At 66.8% G+C, this 26,275-nt stretch carries 28 protein-coding genes and 1 pseudogene; 15 read left to right on the top strand and 14 right to left on the bottom strand.

All coding sequences use genetic code 11. The features are described from left to right. A pseudogene (locus RTO53_RS07360) lies at positions 1-227 on the bottom strand (GFA family protein); the annotation flags it as partial. Between the two features lie 163 nt (positions 228-390). Here RTO53_RS07360 and RTO53_RS07365 point away from each other — a divergent pair. Continuing rightward, positions 391-1,368, top strand: coding sequence for a DUF4105 domain-containing protein (locus RTO53_RS07365; protein ID WP_312237207.1), 978 nt, complete (start codon positions 391-393; stop codon positions 1,366-1,368). Further along, on the top strand, positions 1,365-3,308 hold the full coding sequence (locus tag RTO53_RS07370; protein WP_312237170.1) for an alpha/beta fold hydrolase: 1,944 nt from the start codon (positions 1,365-1,367) through the stop codon (positions 3,306-3,308). Before RTO53_RS07365 ends, RTO53_RS07370 begins: the two co-directional genes overlap by 4 nt. A 22-nt stretch (positions 3,309-3,330) precedes the next feature. Here the strand turns inward: RTO53_RS07370 and RTO53_RS07375 are convergent, their stop codons facing one another. Further along, positions 3,331-4,704, bottom strand: coding sequence for an MFS transporter (locus RTO53_RS07375; protein WP_312237171.1), 1,374 nt, complete (start codon positions 4,702-4,704; stop codon positions 3,331-3,333). 90 nt (positions 4,705-4,794) lie between these two features. Here RTO53_RS07375 and soxR point away from each other — a divergent pair, with 90 nt between their 5' ends. Further along, positions 4,795-5,229: a redox-sensitive transcriptional activator SoxR gene (soxR, locus tag RTO53_RS07380; RefSeq protein ID WP_312237172.1), complete on the top strand. Its 435-nt coding sequence runs from the start codon at positions 4,795-4,797 to the stop codon at positions 5,227-5,229. Between the two features lie 25 nt (positions 5,230-5,254). Here the strand turns inward: soxR and RTO53_RS07385 are convergent, their stop codons facing one another. After that, positions 5,255-5,857, bottom strand: a complete 603-nt coding sequence (locus tag RTO53_RS07385; RefSeq protein WP_312237173.1) for a short chain dehydrogenase — start codon at positions 5,855-5,857, stop codon at positions 5,255-5,257. Positions 5,858-5,953: 96 nt separating this feature from the next. Here RTO53_RS07385 and RTO53_RS07390 point away from each other — a divergent pair, with 96 nt between their 5' ends. Further along, on the top strand, positions 5,954-6,841 hold the full coding sequence (locus RTO53_RS07390; protein WP_312237174.1) for a LysR family transcriptional regulator: 888 nt from the start codon (positions 5,954-5,956) through the stop codon (positions 6,839-6,841). Between the two features lie 163 nt (positions 6,842-7,004). Here RTO53_RS07390 and proC read toward each other — a convergent pair whose 3' ends face one another. Together proC and RTO53_RS07400 are read right to left on the bottom strand one after the other, a co-directional pair. After that, complete coding sequence (gene proC / locus RTO53_RS07395) at positions 7,005-7,826, bottom strand: pyrroline-5-carboxylate reductase (RefSeq protein WP_312237175.1); 822 nt, start codon at positions 7,824-7,826, stop codon at positions 7,005-7,007. 32 nt (positions 7,827-7,858) lie between these two features. Continuing rightward, on the bottom strand, positions 7,859-8,539 hold the full coding sequence (locus RTO53_RS07400; RefSeq protein ID WP_312237176.1) for a YggS family pyridoxal phosphate-dependent enzyme: 681 nt from the start codon (positions 8,537-8,539) through the stop codon (positions 7,859-7,861). 86 nt (positions 8,540-8,625) lie between these two features. Between RTO53_RS07400 and RTO53_RS07405 the strand changes: the two genes are divergently transcribed. From RTO53_RS07405 to RTO53_RS07430, 6 genes are all read left to right on the top strand, one after another. Further along, positions 8,626-9,663 (top strand): type IV pilus twitching motility protein PilT, encoded by a 1,038-nt coding sequence (locus RTO53_RS07405; RefSeq protein ID WP_256775698.1) that lies wholly within the window; start codon positions 8,626-8,628, stop codon positions 9,661-9,663. A gap of 51 nt (positions 9,664-9,714) precedes the next feature. Next, on the top strand, positions 9,715-10,851 hold the full coding sequence (locus tag RTO53_RS07410) for a PilT/PilU family type 4a pilus ATPase (RefSeq protein WP_228886758.1): 1,137 nt from the start codon (positions 9,715-9,717) through the stop codon (positions 10,849-10,851). Positions 10,852-11,071: 220 nt separating this feature from the next. Then, the gene (locus RTO53_RS07415; RefSeq protein WP_312237177.1) at positions 11,072-11,638 is read left to right on the top strand and encodes a hypothetical protein; all 567 of its coding nucleotides are present in this window, start codon (positions 11,072-11,074) and stop codon (positions 11,636-11,638) included. 114 nt (positions 11,639-11,752) lie between these two features. Continuing rightward, positions 11,753-12,736 (top strand): aldo/keto reductase, encoded by a 984-nt coding sequence (locus RTO53_RS07420; protein WP_312237178.1) that lies wholly within the window; start codon positions 11,753-11,755, stop codon positions 12,734-12,736. Between the two features lie 325 nt (positions 12,737-13,061). Beyond that, positions 13,062-13,475, top strand: coding sequence for a hypothetical protein (locus tag RTO53_RS07425; protein WP_312237179.1), 414 nt, complete (start codon positions 13,062-13,064; stop codon positions 13,473-13,475). A 95-nt stretch (positions 13,476-13,570) separates the two neighbouring features. After that, positions 13,571-14,371 carry a hypothetical protein gene (locus RTO53_RS07430; RefSeq protein ID WP_312237180.1) on the top strand — a complete coding sequence of 267 codons (801 nt, stop codon included), beginning with the start codon at positions 13,571-13,573 and terminating at the stop codon, positions 14,369-14,371. A gap of 44 nt (positions 14,372-14,415) precedes the next feature. Here the strand turns inward: RTO53_RS07430 and RTO53_RS07435 are convergent, their stop codons facing one another. Next, positions 14,416-15,237 carry an alpha/beta hydrolase gene (locus RTO53_RS07435; RefSeq protein WP_312237181.1) on the bottom strand — a complete coding sequence of 274 codons (822 nt, stop codon included), beginning with the start codon at positions 15,235-15,237 and terminating at the stop codon, positions 14,416-14,418. A 171-nt stretch (positions 15,238-15,408) separates the two neighbouring features. Between RTO53_RS07435 and RTO53_RS07440 the strand changes: the two genes are divergently transcribed. Further along, positions 15,409-15,618 carry a DUF4287 domain-containing protein gene (locus RTO53_RS07440; RefSeq protein ID WP_312237182.1) on the top strand — a complete coding sequence of 70 codons (210 nt, stop codon included), beginning with the start codon at positions 15,409-15,411 and terminating at the stop codon, positions 15,616-15,618. Between the two features lie 89 nt (positions 15,619-15,707). After that, on the top strand, positions 15,708-16,415 hold the full coding sequence (locus RTO53_RS07445) for a YitT family protein (protein ID WP_312237183.1): 708 nt from the start codon (positions 15,708-15,710) through the stop codon (positions 16,413-16,415). Between the two features lie 56 nt (positions 16,416-16,471). On the opposite strand, the gene RTO53_RS07450 is transcribed toward RTO53_RS07445, so the two are convergent. Continuing rightward, complete coding sequence (locus tag RTO53_RS07450; protein WP_312237184.1) at positions 16,472-17,020, bottom strand: DNA-3-methyladenine glycosylase I; 549 nt, start codon at positions 17,018-17,020, stop codon at positions 16,472-16,474. 107 nt (positions 17,021-17,127) lie between these two features. Between RTO53_RS07450 and RTO53_RS07455 the strand changes: the two genes are divergently transcribed. Genes RTO53_RS07455 through RTO53_RS07465 form a run of 3 tightly spaced genes read left to right on the top strand, consistent with a single transcriptional unit; the run spans position 17,128 to position 19,152 of the window. Continuing rightward, entirely contained in the window at positions 17,128-17,694 is a 567-nt protein-coding gene (locus RTO53_RS07455; RefSeq protein WP_312237185.1) for a YqgE/AlgH family protein, read from the top strand. Then, positions 17,687-18,184 carry a Holliday junction resolvase RuvX gene (ruvX, locus tag RTO53_RS07460; RefSeq protein ID WP_312237186.1) on the top strand — a complete coding sequence of 166 codons (498 nt, stop codon included), beginning with the start codon at positions 17,687-17,689 and terminating at the stop codon, positions 18,182-18,184. The genes RTO53_RS07455 and ruvX overlap by 8 nt, the downstream gene beginning before the upstream one ends. Before the next feature lie 17 nt (positions 18,185-18,201). Then, on the top strand, positions 18,202-19,152 hold the full coding sequence (locus RTO53_RS07465) for an aspartate carbamoyltransferase catalytic subunit (protein ID WP_256775707.1): 951 nt from the start codon (positions 18,202-18,204) through the stop codon (positions 19,150-19,152). Positions 19,153-19,239: 87 nt separating this feature from the next. On the opposite strand, the gene RTO53_RS07470 is transcribed toward RTO53_RS07465, so the two are convergent. The 7 genes from RTO53_RS07470 to RTO53_RS07500 all read right to left on the bottom strand — a co-directional run bounded on the left by RTO53_RS07470 (position 19,240) and on the right by RTO53_RS07500 (position 26,216). Next, the gene (locus RTO53_RS07470; protein ID WP_312237187.1) at positions 19,240-19,995 is read right to left on the bottom strand and encodes a tetratricopeptide repeat protein; all 756 of its coding nucleotides are present in this window, start codon (positions 19,993-19,995) and stop codon (positions 19,240-19,242) included. A gap of 115 nt (positions 19,996-20,110) precedes the next feature. Next, positions 20,111-20,911 carry a prolyl oligopeptidase family serine peptidase gene (locus RTO53_RS07475; protein ID WP_312237188.1) on the bottom strand — a complete coding sequence of 267 codons (801 nt, stop codon included), beginning with the start codon at positions 20,909-20,911 and terminating at the stop codon, positions 20,111-20,113. 67 nt (positions 20,912-20,978) lie between these two features. After that, positions 20,979-21,245, bottom strand: coding sequence for a hypothetical protein (locus tag RTO53_RS07480; RefSeq protein ID WP_312237189.1), 267 nt, complete (start codon positions 21,243-21,245; stop codon positions 20,979-20,981). A gap of 13 nt (positions 21,246-21,258) precedes the next feature. Next, a complete protein-coding gene (gene mgtE / locus RTO53_RS07485) occupies positions 21,259-22,620 on the bottom strand; it encodes a magnesium transporter (protein ID WP_312237190.1) in 1,362 nt (453 codons plus the stop codon). Positions 22,621-23,786: 1,166 nt separating this feature from the next. Then, positions 23,787-25,502: a phosphoenolpyruvate--protein phosphotransferase gene (gene ptsP, locus RTO53_RS07490; protein ID WP_312237191.1), complete on the bottom strand. Its 1,716-nt coding sequence runs from the start codon at positions 25,500-25,502 to the stop codon at positions 23,787-23,789. A gap of 59 nt (positions 25,503-25,561) precedes the next feature. Next, on the bottom strand, positions 25,562-25,831 hold the full coding sequence (locus RTO53_RS07495; RefSeq protein WP_256775713.1) for an HPr family phosphocarrier protein: 270 nt from the start codon (positions 25,829-25,831) through the stop codon (positions 25,562-25,564). Then, positions 25,824-26,216 (bottom strand): PTS fructose IIA subunit family protein, encoded by a 393-nt coding sequence (locus RTO53_RS07500; RefSeq protein ID WP_256775714.1) that lies wholly within the window; start codon positions 26,214-26,216, stop codon positions 25,824-25,826. Before RTO53_RS07500 ends, RTO53_RS07495 begins: the two co-directional genes overlap by 8 nt. Positions 26,217-26,275 lie beyond the last annotated feature (59 nt).

Below are 26,275 nucleotides of genomic sequence, written 5' to 3' on the forward strand. Positions count from 1 at the left end.
TTGAACTGGTACAGGCGCAGCATCTGTTCGCCCTGGATGACCTCCAGGTCGGCCAGTTTCACCGAGCCGACGATCGCTCCCCTGCGCCGGCACAGCGAACAGTCGCAGCGTCGTGGCGACAGCACGCCGTCGGGCAGATGCAGGCGCAGGACGACCGCGCCGCAGTGGCAGCGGGCCAGATGATGGGGCTGGATCGGCACGCCGCCGATGGAACGCAGACCCTGCATGCGGAAGCTCCTGAGGGGGTGGATCGGGGCCTGCAAGTATGCCGTCGGGCCAAGCTGAACACGCAGACATGTTCCACACACCCCGGTTATGGCTAACTAGCGCCCCGAACCAACGACGGAACGACGCGTGAAGAAGGCAGGACGATGGGGATTGGCGCTGGTGATGCTGGTCGCGGCGCTGTGGATCACCGGCCTGCTGGCCTACCAGTTGCCCGGGCCGGGGTGGCTGCGCGGGGTCGCGATCGCGCTGTGGCTGGGCTTCGCGTTGACCACGGCGGTGGCGGTCGGGCGCGCGCGTGCCGGGCGCTGGCCGGGCGCGCTGTACGTGGCCGCGCTGGTGGCGTCGGGGGTGTGGTGGCTGCTGCTGACCCCGCGCCAGGACCGGGTCTGGGCCGACGATGTGGCCCAGCGGTTGAAGGTTGTTGCATTCGACGGCCAGCATGTCGTGCTCGACAACGTGCGCGACTTCACCTGGCGCAGCGAAGACGACCACGACGTGCGCTGGGTGCGGCGCAGCTACAACCTGGACCAGCTGCGCTCGGCCGACCTGGTGATGTCCTACTGGATGGGGCCGATGATCGCCCACACGCTGGTGTCCTTCGGCTTCGCCGATGGTCGCTACCTGGTGTTCTCGCTGGAGATCCGCAAGGAGCGCGGCGAGTCGTTCTCGGCACTGGGCGGGTTCTTCCGCAAGTTCGAGATGACCCTGGTGGCTGCGGAGGAAACCGACATCATCCGCGTGCGCAGCAACGTGCGTGGCGAAGATGTCTACCTGTATCGGCTGCACGGCATGACCGGCGAACAGCTCAAGGGTCTGTTCGTGTCCTACCTGGGCGAGGCGCGCAAGCTCGACGCGGCCCCGGCGTTCTACAACACGCTCACCAGCAACTGCACCACCATCGTCTACGAACTGGCCAAGCAGATCGCGCCGGGCCTGCCGCTGGATTACCGGCTGCTGGTATCCGGTTATTTCGCCGAGTACGCACGCGACCTGGGCGTGCTGACGCCGGGCGTGGACTTTGCCACGCTCAAGGCACGCGGCCGCATCACCGATCGCGCACGCGCCGCCGGCGACGATCCCGACTTTTCCCGACTGATCCGCCAGGGCATGCCCGGCACCGAGCAAGGAAGCGTTCCATGAAACGGCTGTCCATGAGGTTCCCGCGCCGCACGCTGCCGCTGCTGGCGGTGGTGCTGTCGCTGCTGCTGTCCAGCGGCTGCGCGATGGTGACCATGAAGCAGGTGGCGCCCACCGACTACCTGGCAAACAAGCGCGGCGACGTGCTTACCTCGGGCAAGCTCAGCGCCGCCTCGCAGGAGACGTTGAGCGTGATCGGGCTGGACGAGGACATGTGCGCCAAGGATGTGGCGGGCTGCCAGAAGACCCTGGAAGACACCGACGTGCTGCCCGAGGAGCAGCGTCTGTCGGCGCTGTCCGAGCTGTGGGTGAAGAATGCGCTGGGGTTGAGCCCCAAGCCCAAGGACCGCGACAAGCATCCGATGAGCGATGCGGCACTGGATGCGTGGCTGGAAGCGGCGCGTTATGCCTACGCGTACCTGTTTTTCAGCGGGCGCACCCCGTCCGAGCGTGCCTTCGAGGATCGCCAGACCCAGGTCCGCGACTACTACAATTACGCCGCCGAGCAGACTGCCGCAGTGGTGTTCAAGCGCGCCCGCGAAAGCGCGCTGGAAGGCGAGGATTACAACGCGCCCGTCGCCGGTGAGCGCTGGACGCTGACCTCGGACTTCGACGAACTGCGCATGACCAGCATCCCCACCCGCATGGTCTCGGCTTCGTCGCTGAGCTTTGCCGGCCTGCGCAGCACCTATCGCCGCGATGGCTTCGGCGCCGAGCTGGTGGTGGTGATGGACCCGCCCAAGCTGGTCGCCGCGGCGGACGGGCAGAAGGCCGAGATTCCCCAGTACAGTGAGATGTCGGCGATCAACGCCACCGCGCTGCTGCGCTTCAAAGGCGACACCCTCAAGCAGGTGCTGGACACCACCCAGGTGTTGTTCGATGTGTACTCACCCGAGTCCACCGAGAGCGTGAACCTGCACGGCGAGAAGGTACCGCTGGCGGGCAACTTCACTGCGGCCTACGGCATGTGGCTGGCGCAGTCCGGGTTTGCCACGCAGTCGCTGCGAACCTTGTTCGGGTTGAGCGAAGGTATCGGCGAACCGCACATGTACCTGATGCAGCCATGGGACCCGAACCGCCGCATCATCTTCATGCTGCACGGGCTGGGCAGCAGCCCGGAGGCGTGGGTGAACGTGGCCAACGAGGTGATGGGCGACCCCGAACTGCGCAAGCACTTCCAGGTGTGGCAGGTGTACTACCCGACCAACGCGCCGATCGCATTGAACCGCTATGAGATCAACCAGGCGTTCAACAACACGCTCAAGCACTTCGATCCCAACGGCAGCACGCCGGCGTCGAAGGACATGGTGTTCATCGGCCACAGCATGGGCGGCGTGCTGGCGCGCTTGCTGGTCACCTCGTCGGGCGACGTGCTGTGGGACCAGTTGCTGGCCAACTACGACCTCAAGGGTGAACGCCTCAAGCGCGTGGAAGCCAAGCTCGGTCCGCTGCTGCACTTCACGGCCGAACCGAACGTGGAGCGCGCCATTTTCATTGCCGCCCCGCACAAGGGCACCGACATCGCCGGCAACCGCGTAGGGCGTCTGATCGGGCGGCTGGTACGTCTGCCGATCACCCTGCTGGGCAAGTTCGAAGACGTGTTCCAGACCCTGCAGCAGGCCGAAACGCAGTCCGCGCAGCAGACCAAACTGCAGATCCCCAACAGCATCGACAACCTCAAGGCCAGCGACCCGTTCGTCAAGGCCGCCGGCGCACTGCCGATCGCGCCGGGCCTGAAGTACCACTCGATCATCGCCCAGCGCAAACCGGACGTGCCGTTGCAGCAGTCCGACGATGGCCTGGTGCCGTACTGGAGCGCGCATCTGGACGGCGCGGTATCGGAGAAGGTGATCATCTCCGGGCACAGCGTGCAGGAAACCCCGCAGGCCGTGCTGGAGATCCGCCGCATCCTGCGCGAGGACCTCAAGGAAGTCGGGCACTGAGGCCGCGACGTCGCGTTGGCGATCAGATCCGCCGCGCGACCAGCACGCTCAGCACCGCCAGCATCAGCATGATCACGTACGTCAGCAGGTAGCCCACCACCACGTTGCCCTGCAGGAACAGCGCGAACAACGAGCCGGACACCGCCAGCGTGGTGGCCACGCCCAGCGCCTCGCTCAACTGCAGTGCCGAGGTGTTGGCGCCCTGCTGCGCGGGCGGAGACAGCGACAGGGTCAGCACCGACAGGCTGGGGTAGATCATGCCCATGCCCAGCCCGGTGACGCTCCACCCGGCCAGCGCGCACCACAGCGGCATGGCCGGCTGCAGGGCCAGCGAGGTGACCACGATGCCCGCGCACATCAGCAGCGCACCGCTCGTCAGCAACTGACGCCGCGACCAGCCGCGGCGTTGGTGGCCCTGCATCCACGACCCGCTGAACCAGCCCAGCGCGCCCAGGCTCAACGCCACCCCTGCAAACAGGGGACTCAGCCCGCGTTCGCGCTGCAGCAGCAACGGCAGGAACGCCTCGCAGCCGAAGAAGGCCGATGCGGCGATGCCGCGCAGCGCGATCACGCTGGGCAGCCCACGACGCAGCCGCAGCGTGCCGGCCGGCAGCAGCTTCCAGCTGCACAGCGCCAGCAACGCGATCGCCGGCAGCAGCATCGACAACGCGGTCCAGCCACGCTGCTGGCCGCCGACGTACAGCAGCAACGCGCCGGCCGAGGCACCGATTGCCCAGCGCACCACCGTGCGGTTGCTCTTTTCCGCGCCGGCAGGGGCAAGGTTGCGCAGGGCAGGGCGCAGCAGCAGCGCGGCGGGAATGGCCAGCAGCGGCACGATCAGGAACACCCAGCGCCAGCCCAGGTGCTGCACGATCAGCCCGCTGATGCCGGGGCCGATCAGCGAGGGCACCACCCAGCCGGCCGAGAACGCAGCGAACACGCGCGGCCGCATCGGCTCGGGGAAGGTCCGCCCGACCAGCACGTACAGCGCCACCGAGATCGCCCCGGCGCCCAGCCCCTGCATCAGGCGGCCCAGCACCAGCACCGGCATGTGCTGGGCCAGCCCGGCCACCAGCAGGCCGGCGATGAAGCAGGCCAGGCCAAGCCACAGCGGACGCGCCGGGCCCTGCTGGTCGCTCCAGCGCCCGGCCAGGGTCATGCCGATCACGCTGGTGGCCAGGGTGCCGCCGAAGGCCAGCGCATACAGCGGCAGTCCGTCCAGCGCCTGGGCAACGGTCGGCATCGCCGCAGCCACGGCCAGCGCTTCGAAGCCATGCAGCGACACCAGCGCGACCATGCCGATGGTGGTGGCGCGGTAGGCCGGTGACAGAATCGAGGGGATCGGGGTGTCCATCGCCGGGGCGGCGACAGGTGGCGTTGCGGCATCAACGGACATGCGGTTTCCAGACATCGGGGGAAGTGCCGGACTTGCAGTGCATCCCGGCCGCGCGCAGGATGCCACCTGAACCAAGGTTGAGGTCAAGCAGTGATCGCGCAGGAACTGAGTGTAGGGGAAGTGGCCAAACGAAGCGGCGTGGCCGTCTCGGCGTTGCATTTCTATGAGCGCAAGGGCCTGATCCGCAGCCTGCGCACCGCCGGCAACCAGCGTCGTTTCGCCCGCGACGTGCTGCGTCGGCTGGCGGTGATCCGGGTCGCGCAGCGCGTTGGCCTGCCCTTGGAGGCGGTGGCGACCGCGTTCGCGGCGCTACCGGAGAACAAGACCCCGACCAAGGCCGAGTGGGCCCGGATGTCGGCGTTGTGGCGCAGCGAACTGGACGAGCGCATCGCGCAGCTGCTGCTGCTGCGCGACCAGCTCACCGATTGCATCGGCTGCGGCTGCCTGTCGTTGAAGCGCTGTCGCCTGACCAATCCCGATGACGCGCTGGGCGATCAGGGCGACGGCCCCCGCCGCTGGGAGTAGTGCCGGCCGCTGGCCGGCTCCGCCCTCACCAGACGGTGAACACCTGCCCGCTTTGTATTCCTTCCACGCTGCGCTGGTACGCCAGTGACGCGCGCTGCGCCGTCACCGGTTCAAAGCCCGGGAAGTACGCGCCATAGTCGTCCATCGACTCGGCCAGCACGTTCGGGCTGACTGCATTGATGCGCAGTCCGCGCGGCAGCAGCTCGCAGGCGGCCGCACGCACGAACCCTTCCAGTGCGGCGTTGGCGGCCGTGGCGTTGGCACCATCGCGGATCGGCTGGGCGCTGATGATGCCGCTGGTCAGGGTGATCGAGCCGTCGCTGTTCAGGTGATGCTGGGCGGCCAGGCTCAACCGCACCTGGCCGAGCAGCTTGTCCTGCAGCCCCAGGTTGAAGTCGGCCGGCCGCATCTGCGCCAGCGGACCGAAATGCACCTGGCCGGTGGTCGCGATCACCGCATCGACCTTGCCTACCTTCGCGAACAGCGCGTCCACGCTGGCGTCGTCGGTCAGATCGACCTGCACATCGCCGCCGTGGCGACCGGCGCGGATCACTTCGTGGTGGACGCCGAGGGTGTTGGCCACCGCCTGGCCGAGGGTGCCGCTGGCGCCAACGAGAAGGATCTTCATGAGAGGGGCTTCCAAAGGGTGTGCAGCCAGTCTGCGCCTGCGTTACCAGTTCGGTAACCGGCGTAAGCTTTGTAGATTGCAAACCTGGGGTTACTGATGGATACCTTGCGCTGCATGCAGGCCTTTGTCGCCGTGGTCGAACACGGCAGCTTCAATGCCGCCGCCGAGCAGCTGGGGGTGTCCTCGGTGATGGTCGGCAAGTACATCCAGCAGCTGGAGGCCCACCTGGGCGTGCGCCTGCTGCAGCGGAACACCCGCCGGCAGAGTCTCACCGATGCCGGGCGCAACTATCTGGCCGGTTGCCGCACCGTGCTGGAACAGGTGCAGCAGGCCGAGGCCAGTGTCGAAGGGCTGCAGGCGCAGCCGCAAGGCGTGCTGAGGATCAGCGCACCGGTCACCTGGGGCAGCTGTGTGCTGGCCCCGCTGGTGGCGCAGTACCTGGCCGCCTACCCGCAGGTGACCGTGGAGCTGGATCTGAGCAACCGGCGCGTGGACCTGATCGAAGAACAGTTCGATGCGGTGGTGCGCATGGGCCAGATCGGCTCGGCCGAATGGGTGGCGCGACCGTTGCCGCCGTATGCGATGCAGATCTGCGCGGCGCCGTCCTACCTGCAGCGCAAGGGCATCCCCCGGCATCCGGCGGACCTGCGCGATCACGATTGCCTGACCCATCTGGCCTGGCGTGGCGGGCACGGTTGGCGCCTGCGGGGACATCCCGAGCAGGACTGGTCGGCGCAGTCGCGCCTGCTCTGCAATGACGGCGACAGCCTGCGCCGCGCCGCACTGGCCGGTGCGGGATTGATCCTGCAGCCGGAGGTGCTGCTTGCCGAGGACATCGCCGGTGGGCGCCTGCAACCGGTGCTGGCCGACTACCTGCCCGAGCCTCGCCCGCTGCACCTGGTGTACCTGCCTGATCGCCGGCCGAGACCGAAGCTGTCCAGCTTCGTGGCGTTTCTGCTGGCCCAGCTGGACCCGGCCACGTAGAGCCACGCCATGCGTGGCTGCTCTTCGTTCCGGCACTGCGGCAGCCACCCATGGGGTGGCTCTACCCGAACGCTGACCGGCGCGGTAGAGCCACGCCACGCGTGGCTGCTCTTCGTTCCGGCACCGCGGCAGCCACCCATGGGGTGACTCTGCGTGGGCATCGTTAGTCGTTGGCGGCCGAAAGCGCGTGTCCGCGTCGGGTGGCGGCGTCGATCGCGCGCGCCACGATCGCTTCGAAGCCATCGCCCTGGAAGCTTTCGATCGCTGCCTGGGTAGTGCCGTTGGGCGAGGTCACGCGGCGGCGCAGTTCGGTGGGGGCCTCGCCGGATTCGTCCAGCATGCGGCTGGCGCCGAGCAGGGTCTGGACCACCAGCGTGCGCGCCGCATCGGCCGGCAGTCCCTGGGCCACGGCGGCCGCTTCCATCGCTTCGGCAAGCAGGAACACATAGGCCGGGCCGCTCCCGGACACGGCGGTCACCGCGTCCATGCGCGCCTCATCGTCGATCCACACCGTGCGCCCCGCAGTGGCCAGCACCGTGTCGGCCTGCGCGCGCTGGGCGGCGCTGACACCGTCGGTGGCGTACAGGCCGGTGACCCCGGCGCCGAGCAGGGCCGGGGTGTTGGGCATCGCCCGCACCACCGCCGGGTTGCCGCCCAGCCAGCGCTCCAGCTGCGCGCTGGTGATGCCGGCGGCGATCGACAGCACCAGCGGCTGCTTCGCGCGCGCCAGGTCCGACAGCGCGGCGCAGACATCGCGCAGCACCTGCGGTTTCACCGCCAGTACCCACACCACGCCCTGGGCCGCGGCCTCGGTGGCGCTGGCGTAGGTCTTCACGCCGAAGTCGGCGGTGAGGTCTTCGCGCAGCGCGGTGACGGGCTCGGCGACATGGATCTGCGCGGGGGCCACGCCCTGGCGGATCAGCCCGGCGATCAGGCTGCGGGCCATGTTGCCGCCGCCGATGAAAGTTAGCGGGGAAGCGCTCATGCGATCTCCTTGGGAAGGGGGTTGAGGAAGCATCAGGCCACGCGTGGGCGCGTGCCGAACAGGGCGGTGCCGATCCGCACCATCGTCGCGCCATGGGCGATCGCGTCGGGATAATCCCCGCTCATGCCCATCGACAGCGTGTCCACCTGCGGATACGTCGTCGACAGCGACTCGAACAGGTCGCGCATGCGCTCGAAGGCCTGCCGGCGAGGTGCGGCATCGGGCCACGGTGCGGGGATGGCCATCAGCCCGCGCAACTGCAGCTGCGGCGCGGCGCTGATCGCTGCCGCCAACGCCGGCACGTCCTCGGGGCGGCAGCCGTGCTTGCTGTCCTCATCATCGATATTGACCTGGATCAGCACATTCAGCGGCGGCTGGCCAGGCGGCCGGTGCGCAGCCAGCGCCGCCACCAGCTTGGGCCGGTCCACGCTCTGCACCCAGTCGAAGTGCCGGGCGGCCAGCTCGGCCTTGTTCGACTGCAGGTGGCCGATCAGGTGCCATTCCAGGCCCGCTGCGGCCAGCGCCTCGATTTTGCCCAGTGCTTCCTGCACGTAGTTCTCGCCGAACGCCCGCTGGCCCTGGGCGGCCAATGCCGCCACCGCCTCGGCCGATTGCGTCTTCGAGACGGCCAGCAGCGCCGGGTCTGGCCGTCCGACGGCGGCGGCCGCGTTGTGCAGGTTCAGCAATATCGTCGGCAGGGGCAGCGCGGACACGGGCGTCTTCCGGTAGATCAGGAACGCTATACTGCCGCCCGGGGAAAGAACCTTCCAGTCGCAGCAGTCATGGGGAGTAGCAGCGCATGGATATCGCCGAACTGTTGGCGTTTTCCGTAAAGAACAAAGCGTCGGATCTTCATCTGTCGGCAGGCCTGCCGCCGATGATCCGCGTCGACGGCGATGTCCGTCGCATCAATATCCCGGCGTTGGACCACAAGCAGGTGCATGCGCTGGTCTACGACATCATGTCGGACAAGCAGCGTCGCGATTACGAGGAATTCCTCGAGGTCGACTTCTCGTTCGAGATTCCGTCGCTGGCACGTTTCCGCGTCAACGCGTTCAACCAGAACCGCGGCGCCGGTGCGGTGTTCCGTACCATTCCGTCCGAAGTGCTCACGCTGGAAGACCTGAACACGCCGCCGATCTTCCGCGAGCTGATCGACCAGCCGCAGGGCCTGATCCTGGTCACCGGCCCGACCGGTTCGGGCAAGTCGACCACGCTGGCGGCGATGATCGACTACATCAACAAGAACGAATACGGCCACATCCTCACCGTCGAGGATCCGATCGAATTCGTGCACACCTCGCAGAAGTGCCTGATCAACCAGCGCGAAGTGCATCGCGACACGCACGGCTTCAACGAAGCGCTGCGTTCGGCCCTGCGTGAAGATCCGGACATCATCCTGGTCGGCGAATTGCGCGATCTGGAAACCATCCGCCTGGCCTTGACCGCCGCGGAAACCGGCCACCTGGTGTTCGGCACGCTGCATACCAGTTCGGCGGCCAAGACCATCGACCGCATCATCGACGTGTTCCCCGCCGGCGAAAAGCCGATGGTGCGCTCGATGCTGTCCGAGTCGTTGCGCGCGGTGATCTCCCAGGCCCTGTTGAAGAAGGTCGGTGGCGGGCGTACCGCCGCGTGGGAAATCATGGTGGGCACCCCGGCCATCCGCAACCTGATCCGCGAGGACAAGGTGGCGCAGATGTACTCGGCGATCCAGACCGGCCAGCAGATGGGCATGATGACCCTGGACCAGCACCTGCAGGACCTGGTCAAGCGCAGCCTGATCACCCGCAACCAGGCGCGCGAGTACGCCAAGGACAAGCGGATTTTCGAATAGTGGTAGTGCCGGCCGCTGGCCGGCTCCTGGAAACCTTCGGAGTACACCGCGATGAGCACCACCACCATCGACTTCACCTCGTTCCTCAAGCTGATGGCGCACCAGAAGGCGTCGGACCTGTTCATCACCGCGGGCATGCCGCCGGCGATCAAAGTCAACGGCAAGATCTCGCCGATCACCCAGACCCCGCTGACGCCGCAGCAGAGCCGCGACATGGTGCTCAACGTGATGACACCGGCGCAGCGCGAAGAGTTCGAAAAAACCCACGAATGCAACTTCGCCATCGGCCTGTCCGGTGTCGGTCGCTTCCGCGTGAGCTGCTTCTACCAGCGCAACCAGGTCGGCATGGTGCTGCGCCGGATCGAAACGCGCATTCCCACCGTCGAAGAGCTGAACCTGCCGCCGATCATCAAGACGCTGGCGATGACCAAGCGCGGCATCATCCTGTTCGTGGGCGCCACCGGTACCGGCAAATCCACCTCGCTGGCGGCGATGATCGGCTACCGCAACCACAACTCGACCGGGCACATCATCACCATCGAGGACCCGATCGAATTCGTGCACAAGCACGAGGGTTGCATCATCACCCAGCGTGAAGTGGGCATCGATACCGACAGCTGGGAAGCGGCGCTGAAGAACACCCTGCGCCAGGCGCCGGACGTGATCATGATCGGCGAGGTGCGTACCCGCGAGGGCATGGACCACGCCATCGCCTTTGCCGAAACCGGTCACCTGGTGCTGTGCACGCTGCATGCCAACAACGCCAACCAGGCGATGGACCGCATCATCAACTTCTTCCCCGAAGATCGCCGCAACCAGTTGTTGATGGATCTGTCGCTGAACCTCAAGGGCGTGGTCGCCCAGCAGCTGGTGCCGTCGCCGGATGGCAAATCGCGCAAGGTCGCGATGGAGATCATGCTCGGCACGCCGCTGGTGCAGGACTACATCCGCGATGGCGAAATCCACAAGCTCAAGGAAGTGATGAAGGAGTCGGTGCAGCTGGGCATGCGCACCTTCGACCAGAGCCTGTTCGAGCTGTACCAGGCCGGCGAGATCAGCTACGAGGACGCGCTGCGCTACGCCGACTCGCAGAACGAGGTGCGCCTGCGCATCAAGCTGTCCCAGGGCGGTGACGCGCGCACGTTGTCGCAGGGTCTGGACGGGGTGGAGATCTCCGAAATCCGCTGAGGCGGGGCGGGAGCGCGCGGCGGGATCTGCCGCGCTCAACGCCCATGAGCACCGCCCGTGGCGGTGCGGATCGTTCTCTGGCATAGTCGCGCCGCGCCCTCCCGGGGCGCGGATCTTCGGCGCTGCCGGTCCTCCAATTTGAACGGTGACAACGCATATGGAAATGCAGAATCCTTACCGCGCGCCAAACGCGGAAACGCCGGCGCCGCCGGTGTTGCCGATGTCCGCGCGACTCGCTCCAGAGGAGCGCATTGTCGCCGCCGATGTGCTCGACAAACCCGTGTTCTTCGCCCCGTCCGCCTTCAAGCTGGGCGCCATGTCGTTGGCCACCGCAGGCCTCTATACGATGTATTGGTTCTGGCGGAACTGGCGGGCCATCCAACACGAAACGGGCGCCTCGCTGTGGCCGTGGGCACGTGCGTTGTTCTGCCCGCTGTGGTGCTTCTCCTGCTTTGCCCAGCTCGCCGACCTGGTACGCGGCCGCCGCCGTGAACTGGGCTTTCCGGTAGCGCTGCTGGGCATCGTGTTCCTTGCCCTCAACCTGGCCGGCCGGCTCGACAACGCCGCCTCCCTGCTGGCCTTCCTGAGCTTCGTACCGGTGTTGCCGGTCAACGCGCTACTGCGCCAGTACCATCGCGACGAGCGCATCGACAGCGCGCGACTGGACCGCCTGACGATCTGGCACGTCCTGATCCTCCTGGCAGGCGGCACGGTGTTGTTGATGCTGCTGGCGGTGGTCATCCTGGGCGAGGTGAGCATCAACCTGCCGCAAGGCACGCTGGGCTGAATTGATGATCTGGGTTCATGACCGACTGCGCCTGGACGCCTCCAATCCCGGTCCGGGCAGTCTGTATGGTGGCAGGACATCCACCGCGCGCCTGTCTGGCGCAGGAGAACTCCCATGCAATCGCGTGAACTTGGCAACAGCGGCCTGCGCGTTTCCGCGCTCGGCCTGGGGTGCATGGGCCTGAGCTTCGGCTATGGCCCGGCCACCGAAACCCGTGCGGCCACCGCGCTGCTGCACGCGGCAGTGGAGCAGGGCGTCACCTTCTTCGATACCGCCGAGGCCTATGGCCCGTTCCGCAATGAGGAACTGCTTGGGCAGGCACTGGCCCCCTACCGCGACCAGCTGGTGATCGCCACCAAATTCGGGTTCAAGGACGGGCACTCGGATGCCGGCCTGGACAGCCGTCCCGAGCGCATCCGCGCTGTGGCCGAGGCCAGCCTGTCGCGGTTGAAAACCGACCGCATCGATCTGTTCTACCAGCACCGGGTCGATCCCGCCGTGCCGATGGAAGATGTCGCCGGCACGGTCCGCGATCTGATCGCCGAGGGCAAGGTGAAGCACTTCGGGTTGTCCGAAGCCGGCGTGGACAGCATCAGGCGCGCGCACGCGGTACAGCCGGTGGCCGCGCTGCAGAGCGAGTATTCGTTGTGGTGGCGCGAACCGGAGCAGAGCGTGCTGCCGGTGCTGGAGGAACTGGGGATCGGCTTCGTCCCGTTCAGCCCGCTGGGCAAGGGTTTCTTGACCGGGGCGATCAACGTCGATACGCAGTTCGCCGCCGATGACTTCCGCAACAGCGTGCCGCGTTTTGCCGCCGATGCGCGCCAGGCCAACCAGTCGCTGGTCGACCGCATCAGCACCATTGCCACCGCCAAGGGCGCCACGCCCGCCCAGGTCGCCCTGGCCTGGCTGTTGTCGCGCAAGCCGTGGATCGTGCCGATTCCCGGCACCACCAAGCTGCATCGCCTGCAGGAAAACCTGGGCGCGGTGTCGTTGCAGCTCGATGCCGCCGACCTGCAGCAGATCGGCGATGCGCTGGACAGCATCGCCATCGTCGGCGATCGCTACGACGCCGCGCGACAGAAGCTGGTCGCGCGCTGAGGCACGGCGCGCCCGCACCAACGTATCGACTTTCAGCGGACCGCCGGAAAGTTCAATCGACCCGCATTCAACAATGAGTTCGGCGTCGGTTTTCCGAGCGGTGCATTTCCCTAAGGTGTTCTGGCGGATTCGACCGCTGACGGGAGATGGAGATGAATCGGATTGTTGCGGCTTTCTTGTTGTCCCCCTGTGCTTGGCCACGACGTCATGTAACTCGCCCTCGACAGTAAGCACCAAGGCGGGATGTACGCTCAAAGCTGGCGGAGGCGGAGAGTGCAGCGTAAGTCTTGAGGCAAAGTGGGAGGGCGGGGAGCGGAAGGGCGGCGTGTTGGACGCGCTACTTGCTCGAAGCGCGCTTGCCCCGGATGCCAGGAGCTACGCTCTGGATATCAGCGGCTCCACCATTCCTTATCCGGCGACGGGGACAATGAACGTCGTGCTGAGCAATGGCGGCAATGGCCAGGTGGTCTCCTCGCGTTTGTTCGCCTGGACCCGTTCCGGCAACAGCATCCATGCACGGGATCCAGATCAGATCAATGAATGGGCCTATGCCAATGGCGCAGGGGCCGATTCCGTACGATACGAGATCATTCCTTTCCGATCGAACTTCGGATCGGGCACGCAGACTATTGCGGGCATTTCGTCCTACGAAGGGCGTGAGCTCAACCGGTTCTCCGTTGTCTTTGACGGAACGCCGGATTGCCCGGGGTATCCCACCGATACCGAGTGCAGGGAGTGAAGCACACCAGGAGGCGCGCGCGCGCGGGTCAGTGCGTCCTCCACGTCGCTCGAATCGCCGGCCGTACCTGCCAAGTATGCTTCGGCGCGCGCGGCATGATGCTCGTGGTTGCGTTGTCACTCGTGGGATGTCGATCCTACTTTCCGGCCGAGGTAAAGCGACAGGTCTCCGAAGCAGGTGCGATAGGTCTTTCCTACGGCGGTACCCGGCGCGTGTCGTATCTCATCACCACGCAATTCATTCCTGGACGACCCCTGCCGTCCCGGGCGTCGCAGCAACGCGTCCAATGCGGAGAGGACGTACCCCGGATCCACGTGCGTTGGCGCGATCCGCGTATCGAGCCGGATCAGGCCGAGGCGCTTTGCCGTTGGATCGCAGCAGCGGCGAGCTTTGTGGCTGGCTACAGCCAGGGGCGCAGCGTCAGCACGATCCACGTGGATATCGTCGGCGTAGGCGAGAAGCGGGATGCACGCTGGCTGAGCGTTGCCGCGCCGGGAAAGCTGTCCATGCGTCTGGCAGTGCGCTGGTTGGCCGACGAGGAGCATCGTGCTACCGAGGCCGTGTCCCAGGTGGCCCATGAATTGACCCACGTCGATGCGAACTTCCTCATGCCGGGTCGTACCCATGATACGGAGGAGCTGGCGTATCTTGCCGGCGCTTGCGCGCAGTGGCGTGTCGTTGGCGTATTGGCCACGCGGGATCTGATCGCTGGCCCCCTGCAGGGGGTGGAGGACGTCTTTCGGCGATCTTCCCAGGTCGCCCACCGGATCTGGAGCCTGCTGCATCGTTTCGTTGCGGCAGCGCCACTGACCGACAGTTCGCCACAGGCGGCGGAGTTCTCGGCGCTGTGTGAACGTCGTCTCCGGGCAGGATTCGCAGTGCTGCGCGAGCACTGAGCGATCACGGCAGCGGCGCGTCCGCGCCGCTGCCGCGGGGCCGGTCAGCCCCGGATGAAGGCCAGCAAGTCCGCATTGATCACCTCGGCATGCGTGGTGCACATGCCATGCGGGTAGCCTTTGTAGACCTTCAACGTGCCGTGCTTGAGCAGCTTGATCGACAGCTCGGCCGAGTCGGCGATCGGCACGATCTGGTCGTCGTCGCCGTGCAGCACCAGCACCGGCACGTCGATCTTCTTCAGGTCCTCGGTGAAGTCGGTTTCCGAAAACGCCTGGATGCAGTCGTAGTGCGCGTTGATCGCGCCCGCCATGCCCTGCCGCCACCAGTTGTCGACCACGCCCTGCTGCACCGGCGCACCTTCGCGGTTGAAGCCGTAGAAGGGAATGGGCACCTCGCGGTAGAAATTGGCGCGGCCGGCGACCAGTTGCGCGCGGAAACCGTCGAACACCTCCTTGGGCGTGCCGCCGGGGTTGGCCGCGCTTTTGATCATGATCGGCGGCACCGCGCCGACCAGCACCGCCTTGGCCACGCGGCCGGGTTTGGCTTGGGCCACGTAATGGGCCACCTCGCCACCGCCGGTGGAATGGCCGATATGGACTGCATCGCGCAGGTCCAGGTGGTCGACCAGTGCGTTGACGTCGGCCACGTAGGTGTCCATGTCATGGCCCCCGCGGGTCTGCGAGGAACGGCCGTGCCCGCGCCGGTCATGGGCAATCACCCGGTAACCCTGCAGCAGGAAGAACTGCAGCTGGGTATCCCAGTCGTCGGCGCTGAGCGGCCAGCCATGGTGGAACACGATCGGCTGGCCGTGGCCCCAGTCCTTGTAGAAGATCTCGGTCTTGTCGGGGGTGGTGACGTAGGGCATGACGGGGGACTCCAGGGAAGGAAGGAGGGGGCGGGAGGTGCCTTGGCATGCTGCGCAGCAGCGCGTTCAGCCTGCATGAAAGGTAGATGTCGATTTCCGCCGTCGTGGTTCGTCGTACCAGCAGAACCGCCCATTCCGGCGCGGTCGCGCCACCTGCAGCGAGGCAACGTCATGAGCGATACCCCCAAGGTCAAGGGCCCGGCGTCGTACTTCCCTTCCATCGAGAAGACTTACGGCCGGCCGGTCGGTCACTGGCTGGCGCTGCTGGTCGCCCAGGGCGGGCGCAGGCACATGGAACTGGTCGCCTTCCTCAAGACCGAGCACGGGCTCGGCCATGGGCATGCCAATGCGCTGGTGGCGCACCACCTTCGGGATGGCTGACCGCGCCCGGGAGCGGCTGAATCGATTTCACCTGCAACTGTCACGCCGATCGTGTCTAATACCGCTCCCCACGTTCACCCCCCACCCCCATGTCCCTTGATTCCCATGGCCCCGCGCCGTGCGACGACGCTGACGGCCACCTGGTCACCGCCGGCCCGCTGACCCCGCCGCCGGACAGTGCCGGTACCGTCGCCGACGAAAAAGCGCTGCGCCATTCGGTCGCCGAGGACGTGCAGGGCATGGTCCTGGCCACGCTGGTGGCCTCGCTGGGGCTGGCCATCTTCGCCAAGGGCGGGCTGATGATCGGCGGCATGGCCGGGCTGGCGTTTCTGGCCCATTACGCCTTCGGCTGGAATTTCGGCCTGGTGTTCGTATTGGTCAATCTGCCGTTCTACTGGGTGGCCGTGCGCCGGATGGGCTGGGAGTTCACCCTGAAGACCTTTGCCGCCGTCACCGCCTGCGGCGTGCTCACCGACCTGCTGCCGCGCTGGGCCGATTTTGCCCACATCGCCCCGCTGTACTCGGCGCTGGTGGGCGGCGCGCTGGCCGGGCTGGGCATACTGTTCTATATCCGCCACCGCGCCAGCCTGGGCGGCATCGGCATTCTGGCGGTGTACCTGCAGCGCACCCGGGGCTGGAGCGCCGGCAAGGTGCAGATGTCCTTCGACACGCTGCTGATGTGCGTGGCCTTCTTCGTACTGTCCCCGTCGCAGGTGATGTACTCGGCCATCGGCGCGGTGGTGCTCAGCCTGGTGCTGATGTTCAACCACCGTCCCGGCCGGTACATGGGCGTGTAGGTGCCGGCTGCGGGTCGGGACGCGATTCCCGCCACGCCGCCACCGCCGGTAACGGTCTACCGACTGGCTGGTGCAGCCCGTGGCTTGGTACGCAGCTTCTGCAACCGCGCGTGGACCGGGCAGTCCGGGCTGTGTGCGCCGGGCAGGTAGCCCAGGCTCATCAGGAATTCGCCGGTGATCTCACCGCCGGTGAAGCGGAAGGTCTTCTTGAACAGCTTCACCCACCCCGCCTTGTCCTGCGGGTGGTGCGCGTCCAGCCACGCCGCAAAGCTGCCATGGCTGGCCCGCAGCTGCTGGATCACCTGCGCGTTGTGGACCGCCGCGCGCACCTTGAGCCGGTTGCGGATGATCCGCGCATCGCCCAGCAGGCGCTCGATGTCGCGTTCGCCATACGCGGCCACCTTGTCCACGTCGAAGCCGTCGTAGGCCGCGCGGAAGCCCTCGCGCTTCTTCAGGATGGTCTCCCAGCTGAGCCCGGCCTGGTTGATTTCCAACAGCAGGCGCTCGAACAGCTCGCGCTCGTCGCGCTGCGGGAAGCCGTATTCGTGGTCATGGTAGTGGCCGTGGACGGGATGGCCGGGGGCGATGAGGCAGTAGCCGGACACGTGCAGCTCCTTGGAATGGCGGGTCAGGCGCGCGGCCGGGGCACGCGCAGGCCTGCATTATGTCAGCGGGAAAGCGCACATCACGGCCAGCGGCTAGAATGGGCCCCATGTCCGAGATTTCCACCTCCCTGGCCCATCACCTGCTGGTCGCGCTGCCGTCGCTGACCGACCCCACCTTCGCGCGCAGCGTCGCGCTGATCTGCCAGCACGACGACAACGGTGCGATGGGGGTGCTGGTCAACCAGCCCTCCGAGTACACGCTGGGCGAAGTGCTGGCGCAGATGGATATCGATACCGACGACAGCACCCTGCGCGGACAGGTCGTGCTCAATGGCGGCCCGGTCCATCCCGAGCGCGGCTTCGTCCTGCATGACGATGCGCGCAACTGGGATTCCAGCCTGGCGGTCGGGCAGGGCGTCTTCCTGACCACCTCGCGCGACATCCTCGAAGCGATGGCCCGCGGCGAAGGCCCGCGCAATGCGCTGGTCACCCTCGGCTGCGCCGGCTGGAGCGAGGGCCAGCTGGAAAACGAACTGTCCGAGAACAGCTGGCTGACCGTGCCGGCCGACGCCGACCTGCTGTTCAGCACGCCGCTGGAGCAACGCTGGCAGGGCGCGGCCTCGCGGATCGGCGTGGACCTGTTCCGCCTCACCGATTACAGCGGCCATGTCTGAGCCGGTCGCGCCAGCGTCGTCTGCCGGTACGCCGCCTGCCATCCGTCGCGACGGCACGGTGCTCGGTTTCGATGTCGGCTCACGCCGCATCGGTGTCGCGATCGGCAGTTCATTCGGTACCCATGCCCGGGCGATCGCCGTGATCGACGTGCATGGCAACGGGCCGGACTGGGCTGCGGTCGAACGCCTCATCAAAGAGTGGCGGCCCGATGGCCTGGTAGTCGGCGATCCGCTGACCCTGGACGGCCAGGACCAGCCCAACCGCAAGCGCGCGCAGGGCTTTGCCCGCCAGCTGCGGGAACGTTTCAAACTGCCGGTGGTGCTGGTCGACGAGCGCTCCAGCTCGGTCGAGGCGGCCCGCCGGTTCGCGGTCGAACGTGCCGAAGGGCGCAAGCGTCGCCGCGATGCCGCCACCCTGGATGCGGTGGCCGCCGCGGTGATCATCGAACGCTGGCTGTCCTGCCCCGACGACGCCACCCCCGTTTCCTGAGCCCCCAGACCCTGCCCATGACCGCCTCGCAACTCGATTCCGATGGACGCCTGCGCCACCTGCTGACCCTGGAAGGTCTGCCCCGTCAAACGCTGTTGCAACTGCTCGACCGCGCCGGCCAGATCCGCGATGCGGCGGTCGGCCGGGTCGGCAACAAGCGCCACGTGCTGGGCGGTTCGGCGGTGTGCACGCTGTTCTTCGAACCCTCCACGCGGACCCGCAGCTCGTTCCAGTTGGCCGCGCAGCGGCTGGGTGCGGACGTGCTCAACTTCGATGCGTCCACCTCGTCCACGCGCAAGGGCGAAACCGCCTGCGACACGCTGAAGAACCTGGAAGCGATGGGCGTTCGTGGCTTCGTCGTGCGCCACCCCGACGACGGCGCCGTGGCCGAACTGGCGTCCGCCGCCGGCGAAGGCACCGCGCTGATCAATGCCGGCGACGGCCGCAGCGCGCACCCCACCCAGGGCCTGCTGGACATGCTTACCCTGCGCCAAGCCAAGGGCAGCGATTTCTCGAAGATGAAGGTGCTGATCGTCGGCGACGTGAAGCACTCCCGCGTGGCCCGCACCGACCTGCACGCACTGCGCACCTTGGGCGTGGGCGAAATCCGCGTCTGCGGCCCGCAGTCGCTGCTGCCCGACGATGACACCCTGAAGGGCTGCATCGTTGGCCAGGATTTCGACGCCCTGCTCGAAGGCGCCGACGCGCTGATGATGCTGCGCCTGCAGCGCGAGCGCATGGAAGAAGGCCTGGTGCCCTCGATCGAGCAGTACCACGCGCAGTACGGCCTGGATGCCGCGCGCCTCAAGCGCGCCGGCACCGATGCGGCGGTGCTGCACCCCGGCCCGATCAACCGCGGCGTGGAAGTCACCGACGAAGTGGCCGACGGCCCGCAGTCGTGGGTGCTGCGCCAGGTCGCCAACGGCGTCGCTGTGCGCATGGCGGTGCTGGAAACGTTGTTGGGGTGAGTGGAGTGCCGGCCGCCGCCGGATGCAGCCGAGCCATGTTCGGCTGGCATTGCCATCTGAGTTGATAAGCCCGTAGCGCCACGCGTATCAGCGCGTGGCGGTTCCGTCCGCTGCACGCGTTGCTTCCAGTTGGCCGATGTACTCCAGCTCGTGCAATGCCCGTGGATTACCCGGATCGAGCGCCAGTGAGCGCTGATAGCTGATCCGTCCCTGTGCGAGGTCCCCCAGCTCCACATGGGCGAAACCGATGCCGCGCAAGGCCATGGCACGGGTGTCGCGCGCTTCGGGGTGGGCTTCGCCAATGGCCAGCGCTTGCTGGTAGGCCAGCAGCGCCTGTTTCCATTGACGCATCTGTATGCGCGCTACGCCAAGCTCTATGTAGCTGTCGGCGTCAAACGGCGCAATCTGGATCGCTTCCTCGAGGAAGGCCACGGCAGATTCGGGTTGCTGCTGCTCCACGCGCATGTAGCCAAGTTCGCGCAATGCCCAGCCGCAGCCCATGTCCAACCACTCGGTTGCTATGCCATCGGCGTGTTCGGCAAGGAATCGTTCGTACTGTCGCCGGGTGGCGAAGGACAGGCTGCGTCGATTGGGAACATCGCGTTGCGCGCGGCAGTAGCGCAATACAGGCTGCATCTGTGCCAATGCCTGATCGTAGTTGCCATTCTGGATGGACTGCGCAGCCTCCTGTATCTGCGCGCGGAACTCGATTCCCAGTCCGGCATCGCTTGGCATGGTCTTCTGACCGCTGCGAAGGATCTCGATCGGGGCGGTGGGCTCTTGAGCCGGCACCTCCGCCGAGAACAACGTTACCCCGAGTGCCAACGCATGCATCACCAGCATCCTTGCCTTCATCGCACGCTCCCTGGCGGCCGTTTCGCGCAGCCTAGCAGCGCAGCCGCAGGCTGTCATCGGCCCGCATGAGCGCCCGCACGTTCGCTACGCAAGACGGCCGGCACTACCGCTTCTGCGCGAACAGCCAGTCCCACATCGCCGCATCGGCATACGTCGCATCCCAGGCATTGTGGTTGCCGCCCGGGTACTCGGTGTAGCGCACATCGTCGGCGCCCGCCTGCGCGAACGCGGCCTTCAAACGGCGGTCGTCCTCCGGCGGCACCACGTCGTCCAGTGCGCCATGGAACATCCAGATCGGCACGTGTTTGAGGCGTTTGGCGATGGCCGCATACGGATCGGCTTCCTGGGCCACGTCCTCCACGAACAGGGTGGGGCGCACCGCACGCGGGGCCAGCACGGCGCCGCAGACCGGCACGATGGCGGCGAAACGCTGCGGATTGTCCAGGGCGATGTTCCAGCTGCCGTAGCCGCCCATCGACATGCCGGTCAGGTACTGGCGCTGCGGGTCGGCACCGAATTCGGCCAGGGTGGCGTCCAGGGCGGCCAACGCGATCCGGTTGTTGGCCCCGGACCATTCCTCGCCAGCGGGTGTCTGCGGCAACACGACCAGGGCAGGGAAGCGGTCAGCGTGGCTGCGCAGGTAGGGGCCGAGGCCGGCCTTGGTCTGGCGGCGCCCGTCGCGGCCGCGCTCGCCGGAGCCGTGCAGGAACAACACCACCGGCAACGCCCCGACGTCGGTGGCGGCTGCGCGTGGCACGAACACCTGGTAATGCGCGGTGCGCCCCTCGACCTTGACCGCGCGCGCAACGAAGTGGCCGCGCGAAGCGTCAGGGGCGCTCGCGCACCCGGCCAACACCGTCATCGCCACCGCACACAGCAGCCACCCACCCCAGCGTCGTGCCATTGTCGTGCCCTGATTGAAATCGTTTTCAGTCTAGGCGCGCTTGCGGCGGGGGGCATCTTGCAGTGCATCAGTCCCGGCGCGGCACCGAGGCCAGGATCTCCAGTTGCTCGATCGCCTCGGGATGGCCCTCGGCAGCGGCGGCCTGCACCTGCGCCAGGCTGGGGTGGACCACCAGCAGGATCGGGTTCTCGCATTGCGGGCAGTCGAACTGCGCCTCGTCCTCGTGCAGTTCCATGGGCATCTGGCGCGCGCTGCCCTGCCATTCACAGGCGGGGCAGGTGTAGCGGGCATCGCGCCAGCCGGGCTGGAAATAATTGTCGAGGGTCAGCGCCATGCGGGGTCCGGAATCAGTGCAGCAAAATCAGGGTGGCCAGGCCAAGGAAGCTGAAGAAGCCCATGACGTCGGTGACCGCCGTAACCACCACGGTGCCGGCCACGGCCGGGTCGACGTTCATGCGCTTGAGCATCAGCGGCAGCAGCACGCCGGCCAGGGCGGCCGCGCAGAAGTTGATGATCAACGCCATGGCGATCACCAGCGACAGCAGGAAACTGTGGAACCACACGTAAGCGATGATGCCCACCACCGTGCCGATCAACGTGCCGTTGATCAGCGCCACGCGCGATTCCTTCCACAGCAGGATGCGTGCATTGCTCGGGCCGACCTGGCCCAGCGCGATGCCGCGCACCATCAGGGTCAGCACCTGCACCGCCGCGTTGCCGCCGACGCCGGCCACGATCGGCATCAGCACGGCCAGGGCGACCACCTTCTGCAGGGTCAGCTCGAACTGGCCGATCACGCTGGCGGCCAGGAACGCGGTGCACAGGTTGATGCCCAGCCAGACCACGCGGCCGCGCACGGCGCGCTTGATCGGCGAAAACAGATCTTCCTCTTCGTCCAGACCGGCGGCGCCCAGCGCCTGGTGCTCGGCCTGCGAACGGATGATGTCGACCACGTCATCGATGGTGATGCGGCCGAGCAGGATGTTGTTGTCGTCCACCACCGGCGCGGACACCCAGTCATGGTCGGAGAACTGCCTGGCCACTTCATCGGCGTTCTCGCCCACGTCGATCGCCGGTTGTTCGTCGTCGATCAGCCGGTTGATCGGGGTGTGGTCCTCGTGGGTCACCAGCGCGGCCAGCGACAGCCGACCCAGGTACTGGTGGCGGCGGCTGACCACGAACAGGTGATCGGTGTGGTCGGGCAGTTCGCCGCGCAGGCGCAGGTAGCGCAGCACCACGTCCACGTTGACGTCGGCGCGCACGGTCACCACGTCGGGGTTCATCAGGCGGCCGGCGCTGTCCTCGGGATAGGACAGCACCTGCTCGAGCCGCTCGCGGTTCTCGCGGTCCATCGACTTGAGCACTTCATCGATGACCGTGTCCGGCAGGTCTTCGACCAGGTCGGCAAGGTCATCGATGTCCAGGTCTTCGACCGCGGCGATGATTTCGTCCGGGTCCATGTCGGCCAGCAGGCTTTCGCGCACTTCCTCGCCGACGTGGACCAGCACCTCACCATCGTCTTCCGGGTCGACCAGTCCCCACACCACTTCGCGCTTGCCCGGCGGCAGCGATTCGAGCAGGTTGCCGATCTCGGCCGGCGCCAGCGTGTTGACCAGCCGGCGCACCGGACCCAATCGCCCGCTGTCCAGTGCATCGGACAACAGCCGCAGCTGGCGTGCCGTCTTGTCGTGGCGTACGGCTTCGGCCATGGGCAGCTCCTGCGGAAAAGAAAAGGCCGCTATCCGGGACAGGATGCGGCATGTGCGGTGGTCACCGCGTCATTATCGCGTGCTTGTGTGTCAATCGGGTAGGTGCAAACGGCCTGAAAGTTGGCCCCGACAAGGACCGCAATGGCTGATTTGCCCAGGCTCGCGCATCACGTAAGCGGTTGGGCTCGCCACGTTCCCGGCGTCGGTGCTTGTGCTGGAGACAGGTAACGGGGGGGATATGGGTGTGGCGCGCAACCAGATCGCCATGACCACCGATGCGGCCGAGGCGGATTCTTGATGACACGCCCCGGGATGGGGTGCCAGACCCGATCAGTGCCCCTGCGCTGACTTGGCTTCAGTATGGAACCAATGAAGCTTCGTGATCACGAAGCGCTGTCCTCCTGGAACATCCAGATCGCTGTGCTCGAAATACCCGGTCACCCGAGCCCGGATGACCCGTCGAGAGCTTGGCACCCACTGAGCGCCACTGGCCTCTGACAGTGCACGAACATCCGGCTCGGCCCGAATGGACTCTGCAAATGTCGTTCGCACGCCATCGGCGCTGGGTGCTTCACAGCTGCGTAGTGAATCTCCATGGCGCCCTGAGTGGTAGCAGGCTTCCACCGTAGTGGGCGTTCCAAGTGGCAGGTGTTGAAGCGTCGAGTAGGACGATGCCGCCTTCCCCGATTCAGCCTTGCAGGCCAAACTCGAAAGTAGTGCCAGCAGGCACAGGGTGGACAAAGGGGCCTTCACGCTGAGCAACTCCCTCTCCCGCAGGATTCATTGACGATTTGAGCAGCATCTTTTTTGGTCAATGTGTTGTCGCGTCCGCCATTGATGATCTGCAGCTTCCGCTCGATAAGCGCGAAGTTCTCCCGACAGTAATTCTCGCCTGCTTGTTGTCATGGCAGGTTTCCAGATGCGCTTCAAACGGCTCGTAGCCGAGGCGCTCGGTGACCTCCGCTTGATTTGTGGGGGCGACAATCGAGCCCAGCGCATCCGGTGAACATGGATGACGCGTTCTTCAGTGCAGGAGCTGTTGGAGGGCGAAAATTCCGCCAGGACCATCGTCAGCGCCATGGCGAAATGTCTCATGAGATGCGGTCCCGTTGGCCGAATCGCTGGAGGTTCGGCCTGATGTGAACAGGGGGCGGTTGGAAAATCAATCAGCCTTGGCTCGCCTTCTCGATCCAGCGTTCGATCCCGCGCCGGTCGCGCGCCCGCAGCAGCTTCGGTGCCATCGCCTGCAATACGGACAGGTCGCTGTCGCGGATCGCGCGGCGCACTTCCAGCAGCGTGCCCGGGTGCAGGCTGAACTCGGTCAAGCCCAGCGCCAGCAGCAGGCGGGTCATCTGCGGGTCGCCGGCGATCTCCCCGCATACCGCCACCGGGATGTCGTAGGCCTGGCCGGTGCGAAGGATATGCGCCAGCAGGCGCACCACCGCCGGATGCAGCGGCGAGTACAGTTCACCCACCGCTTCGTTGTTGCGGTCGGCGGCCAGCAGGTACTGCACCAGGTCGTTGGTGCCGATGGACAGGAAGTCGACCAGGTCGATGAAGCTCTCCAGCGCGATCGCCGCGGCCGGCACTTCGATCATCGCCCCGAACGGGATGTGTTCGGCCACCTCGTGGCCTTCGGCGCGCAGCAGCGCGGCCTGTTTCTGCAGACGCCGGCGCACCGCGAGGATTTCCTCGCGGGTGCTCACCATCGGGATCAGGATGCGCAGCTTGCCGTAGGCCGACGCGCGCAGGATCGCGCGCAGCTGGGTGTCGGCGACCTTGGGGCGCGCCAGCGACAGGCGCACGCCGCGCAGGCCGAGCGCCGGGTTCTCTTCATTGCTGAGCGTCAGCCCGGTGCGGTCGGCTTTGTCCGCGCCCAGGTCCAGGGTGCGGATGGTGACCGGTCGCCCGCTCATGCCGAGGGCGGCGTCGCGGTAGGTTTCGAACTGCTCCTGCTCGTCGGGCAGTTCGTTGCGCTGCAGGAACAGGAATTCGGTGCGGTACAGGCCCAGCCCGTGCGCGCCCAGCGCATGCGCCTGGGTCACGTCCTCGCTGGATTCGGCGTTCGCCAGCAGCGCGATGTCGACGTTGTCGCGGGTGCGGGTCGGCTTGGTCCGCAGTCGGCCCAGTTCGCGCTGCTCGCGCGCATGCTCGCGCAGTCGCAGGCGGTAGTCGCGCAGGTCGGGCGCCTGCGGGTTGATGGTGACGGTACCGTCGCTGCCATCGATGATCAGTACGTCGCCGTCGGCGACCTTCTGCAGCACGTTGGGAACATTGACGATCAGGGGCAGGTGCAGGCTGCGCGCCAGGATCGCACTGTGCGAGAGCGCGCTGCCGCCGGCGGTGACGATGCCGACCACGCCGTGGGCCTGCAGCTGGGCCAGCTCGGAGGGGGCGATGTTGTCGCAGACCAGGATCTCCCCGGCCATGCCCTTGACGTCTGGCGGGCGCTTCTGCAGGAAGGCGTGGATGCGCCCGATCACATGGTCCAGGTCGTCCATGCGGCTCTTCAGGTAGGCATCGTCCATGCCATCGAAGACCTTGGCCAGGCGGTCGCGCTGCACGCGCAGCGCATAGCCGGCGCTGTAGGGGCCGCTGCGGATCAGCTCGTCCAGGCCAAACAGCAGCTCGGGGTCGTCCAGCAGCAGCGCGTGCAGGTCGAGGAACTCGCCAACTTCCTGGTTGAGCGCGCCGTGCAGGCGCTGGCGCAGGTCGTGCATTTCGCCGCGGGCCGCTTCCACGGCCACGTGCAGGCGCTCCAGCTCGGCCTCGATCCTGCCCGGCGGAATGCGTTGCTCGGCCACTTCCAGCGCGTGCGGCAGGCGCACCCGGGCGCGGCCCAGGGCGTTGCCGCGCGAGGCACCGTGGCCGGACAACAGCATCGCCCCGGACGCGGTCCGGGCCGGTGCGGAGGATCCCGGTCGCGGCTGCCCCCCCATGCTCAGCTGTCCTCGTCGAAACGCCGTTCGAACAGCCCCACCACCGCCTCCATCGCGGCGGCTTCATCCTCGCCGTCGATGCGCACGGTGACCGGGGTGCCCTGGCCGGCGGCCAGCAGCATCACGCCCATGATGCTCTTGGCGTTGATCTCGCGGCCCTTGGCGGCCATGGTCACGTTGCAGCGGAAAGGCGCCAGCTCCTGCACCAGCTTTGCAGTGGCGCGGGCGTGCAGGCCCAGGCGGTTGGATACGGTGAGTTCACGTTCAAGCATCGTCGACAATCGCTCCATTGCGAGTGCCTGCCGCGGCTGTGGCAGGCAGTTGATCCAGTCCCTGTTCCGGATAATTCATCACCCGCAACAACATCGGCAGGCTAAGCGCCGAAACCCGGCGAACCGGGGTGCCCAGACGAGCCAGTTGCCCGGCCAGATTGCTGGGGCTGGCGCCGTACAGGTCGGTCAGGATCAGCACGCCCTGGCCACTGTCCACCCGGCGCAAGGCGGCCGAGGCGAGCGGTAGCAGGACGTCCAGGTCTGCGTCGAACGGTACTTCGAAAGCGTCGGTCTTCAGCGGCAGATGCCGCAGCAGCCGGGTCGCCACCTCCAGCAGGGAGGTGCCAACGCCAGGATGAGTTACGAGGAGAATGCCACAGGTCATCTTCGAACGTTAACAGGTCAACATGAATTGGGGGTAGGGGGAGGCCGCATGCGGCATGC

The sequence above is a fragment of the Stenotrophomonas sp. genome (assembly GCF_031995405.1).
Classification (GTDB): domain Bacteria; phylum Pseudomonadota; class Gammaproteobacteria; order Xanthomonadales; family Xanthomonadaceae; genus Stenotrophomonas.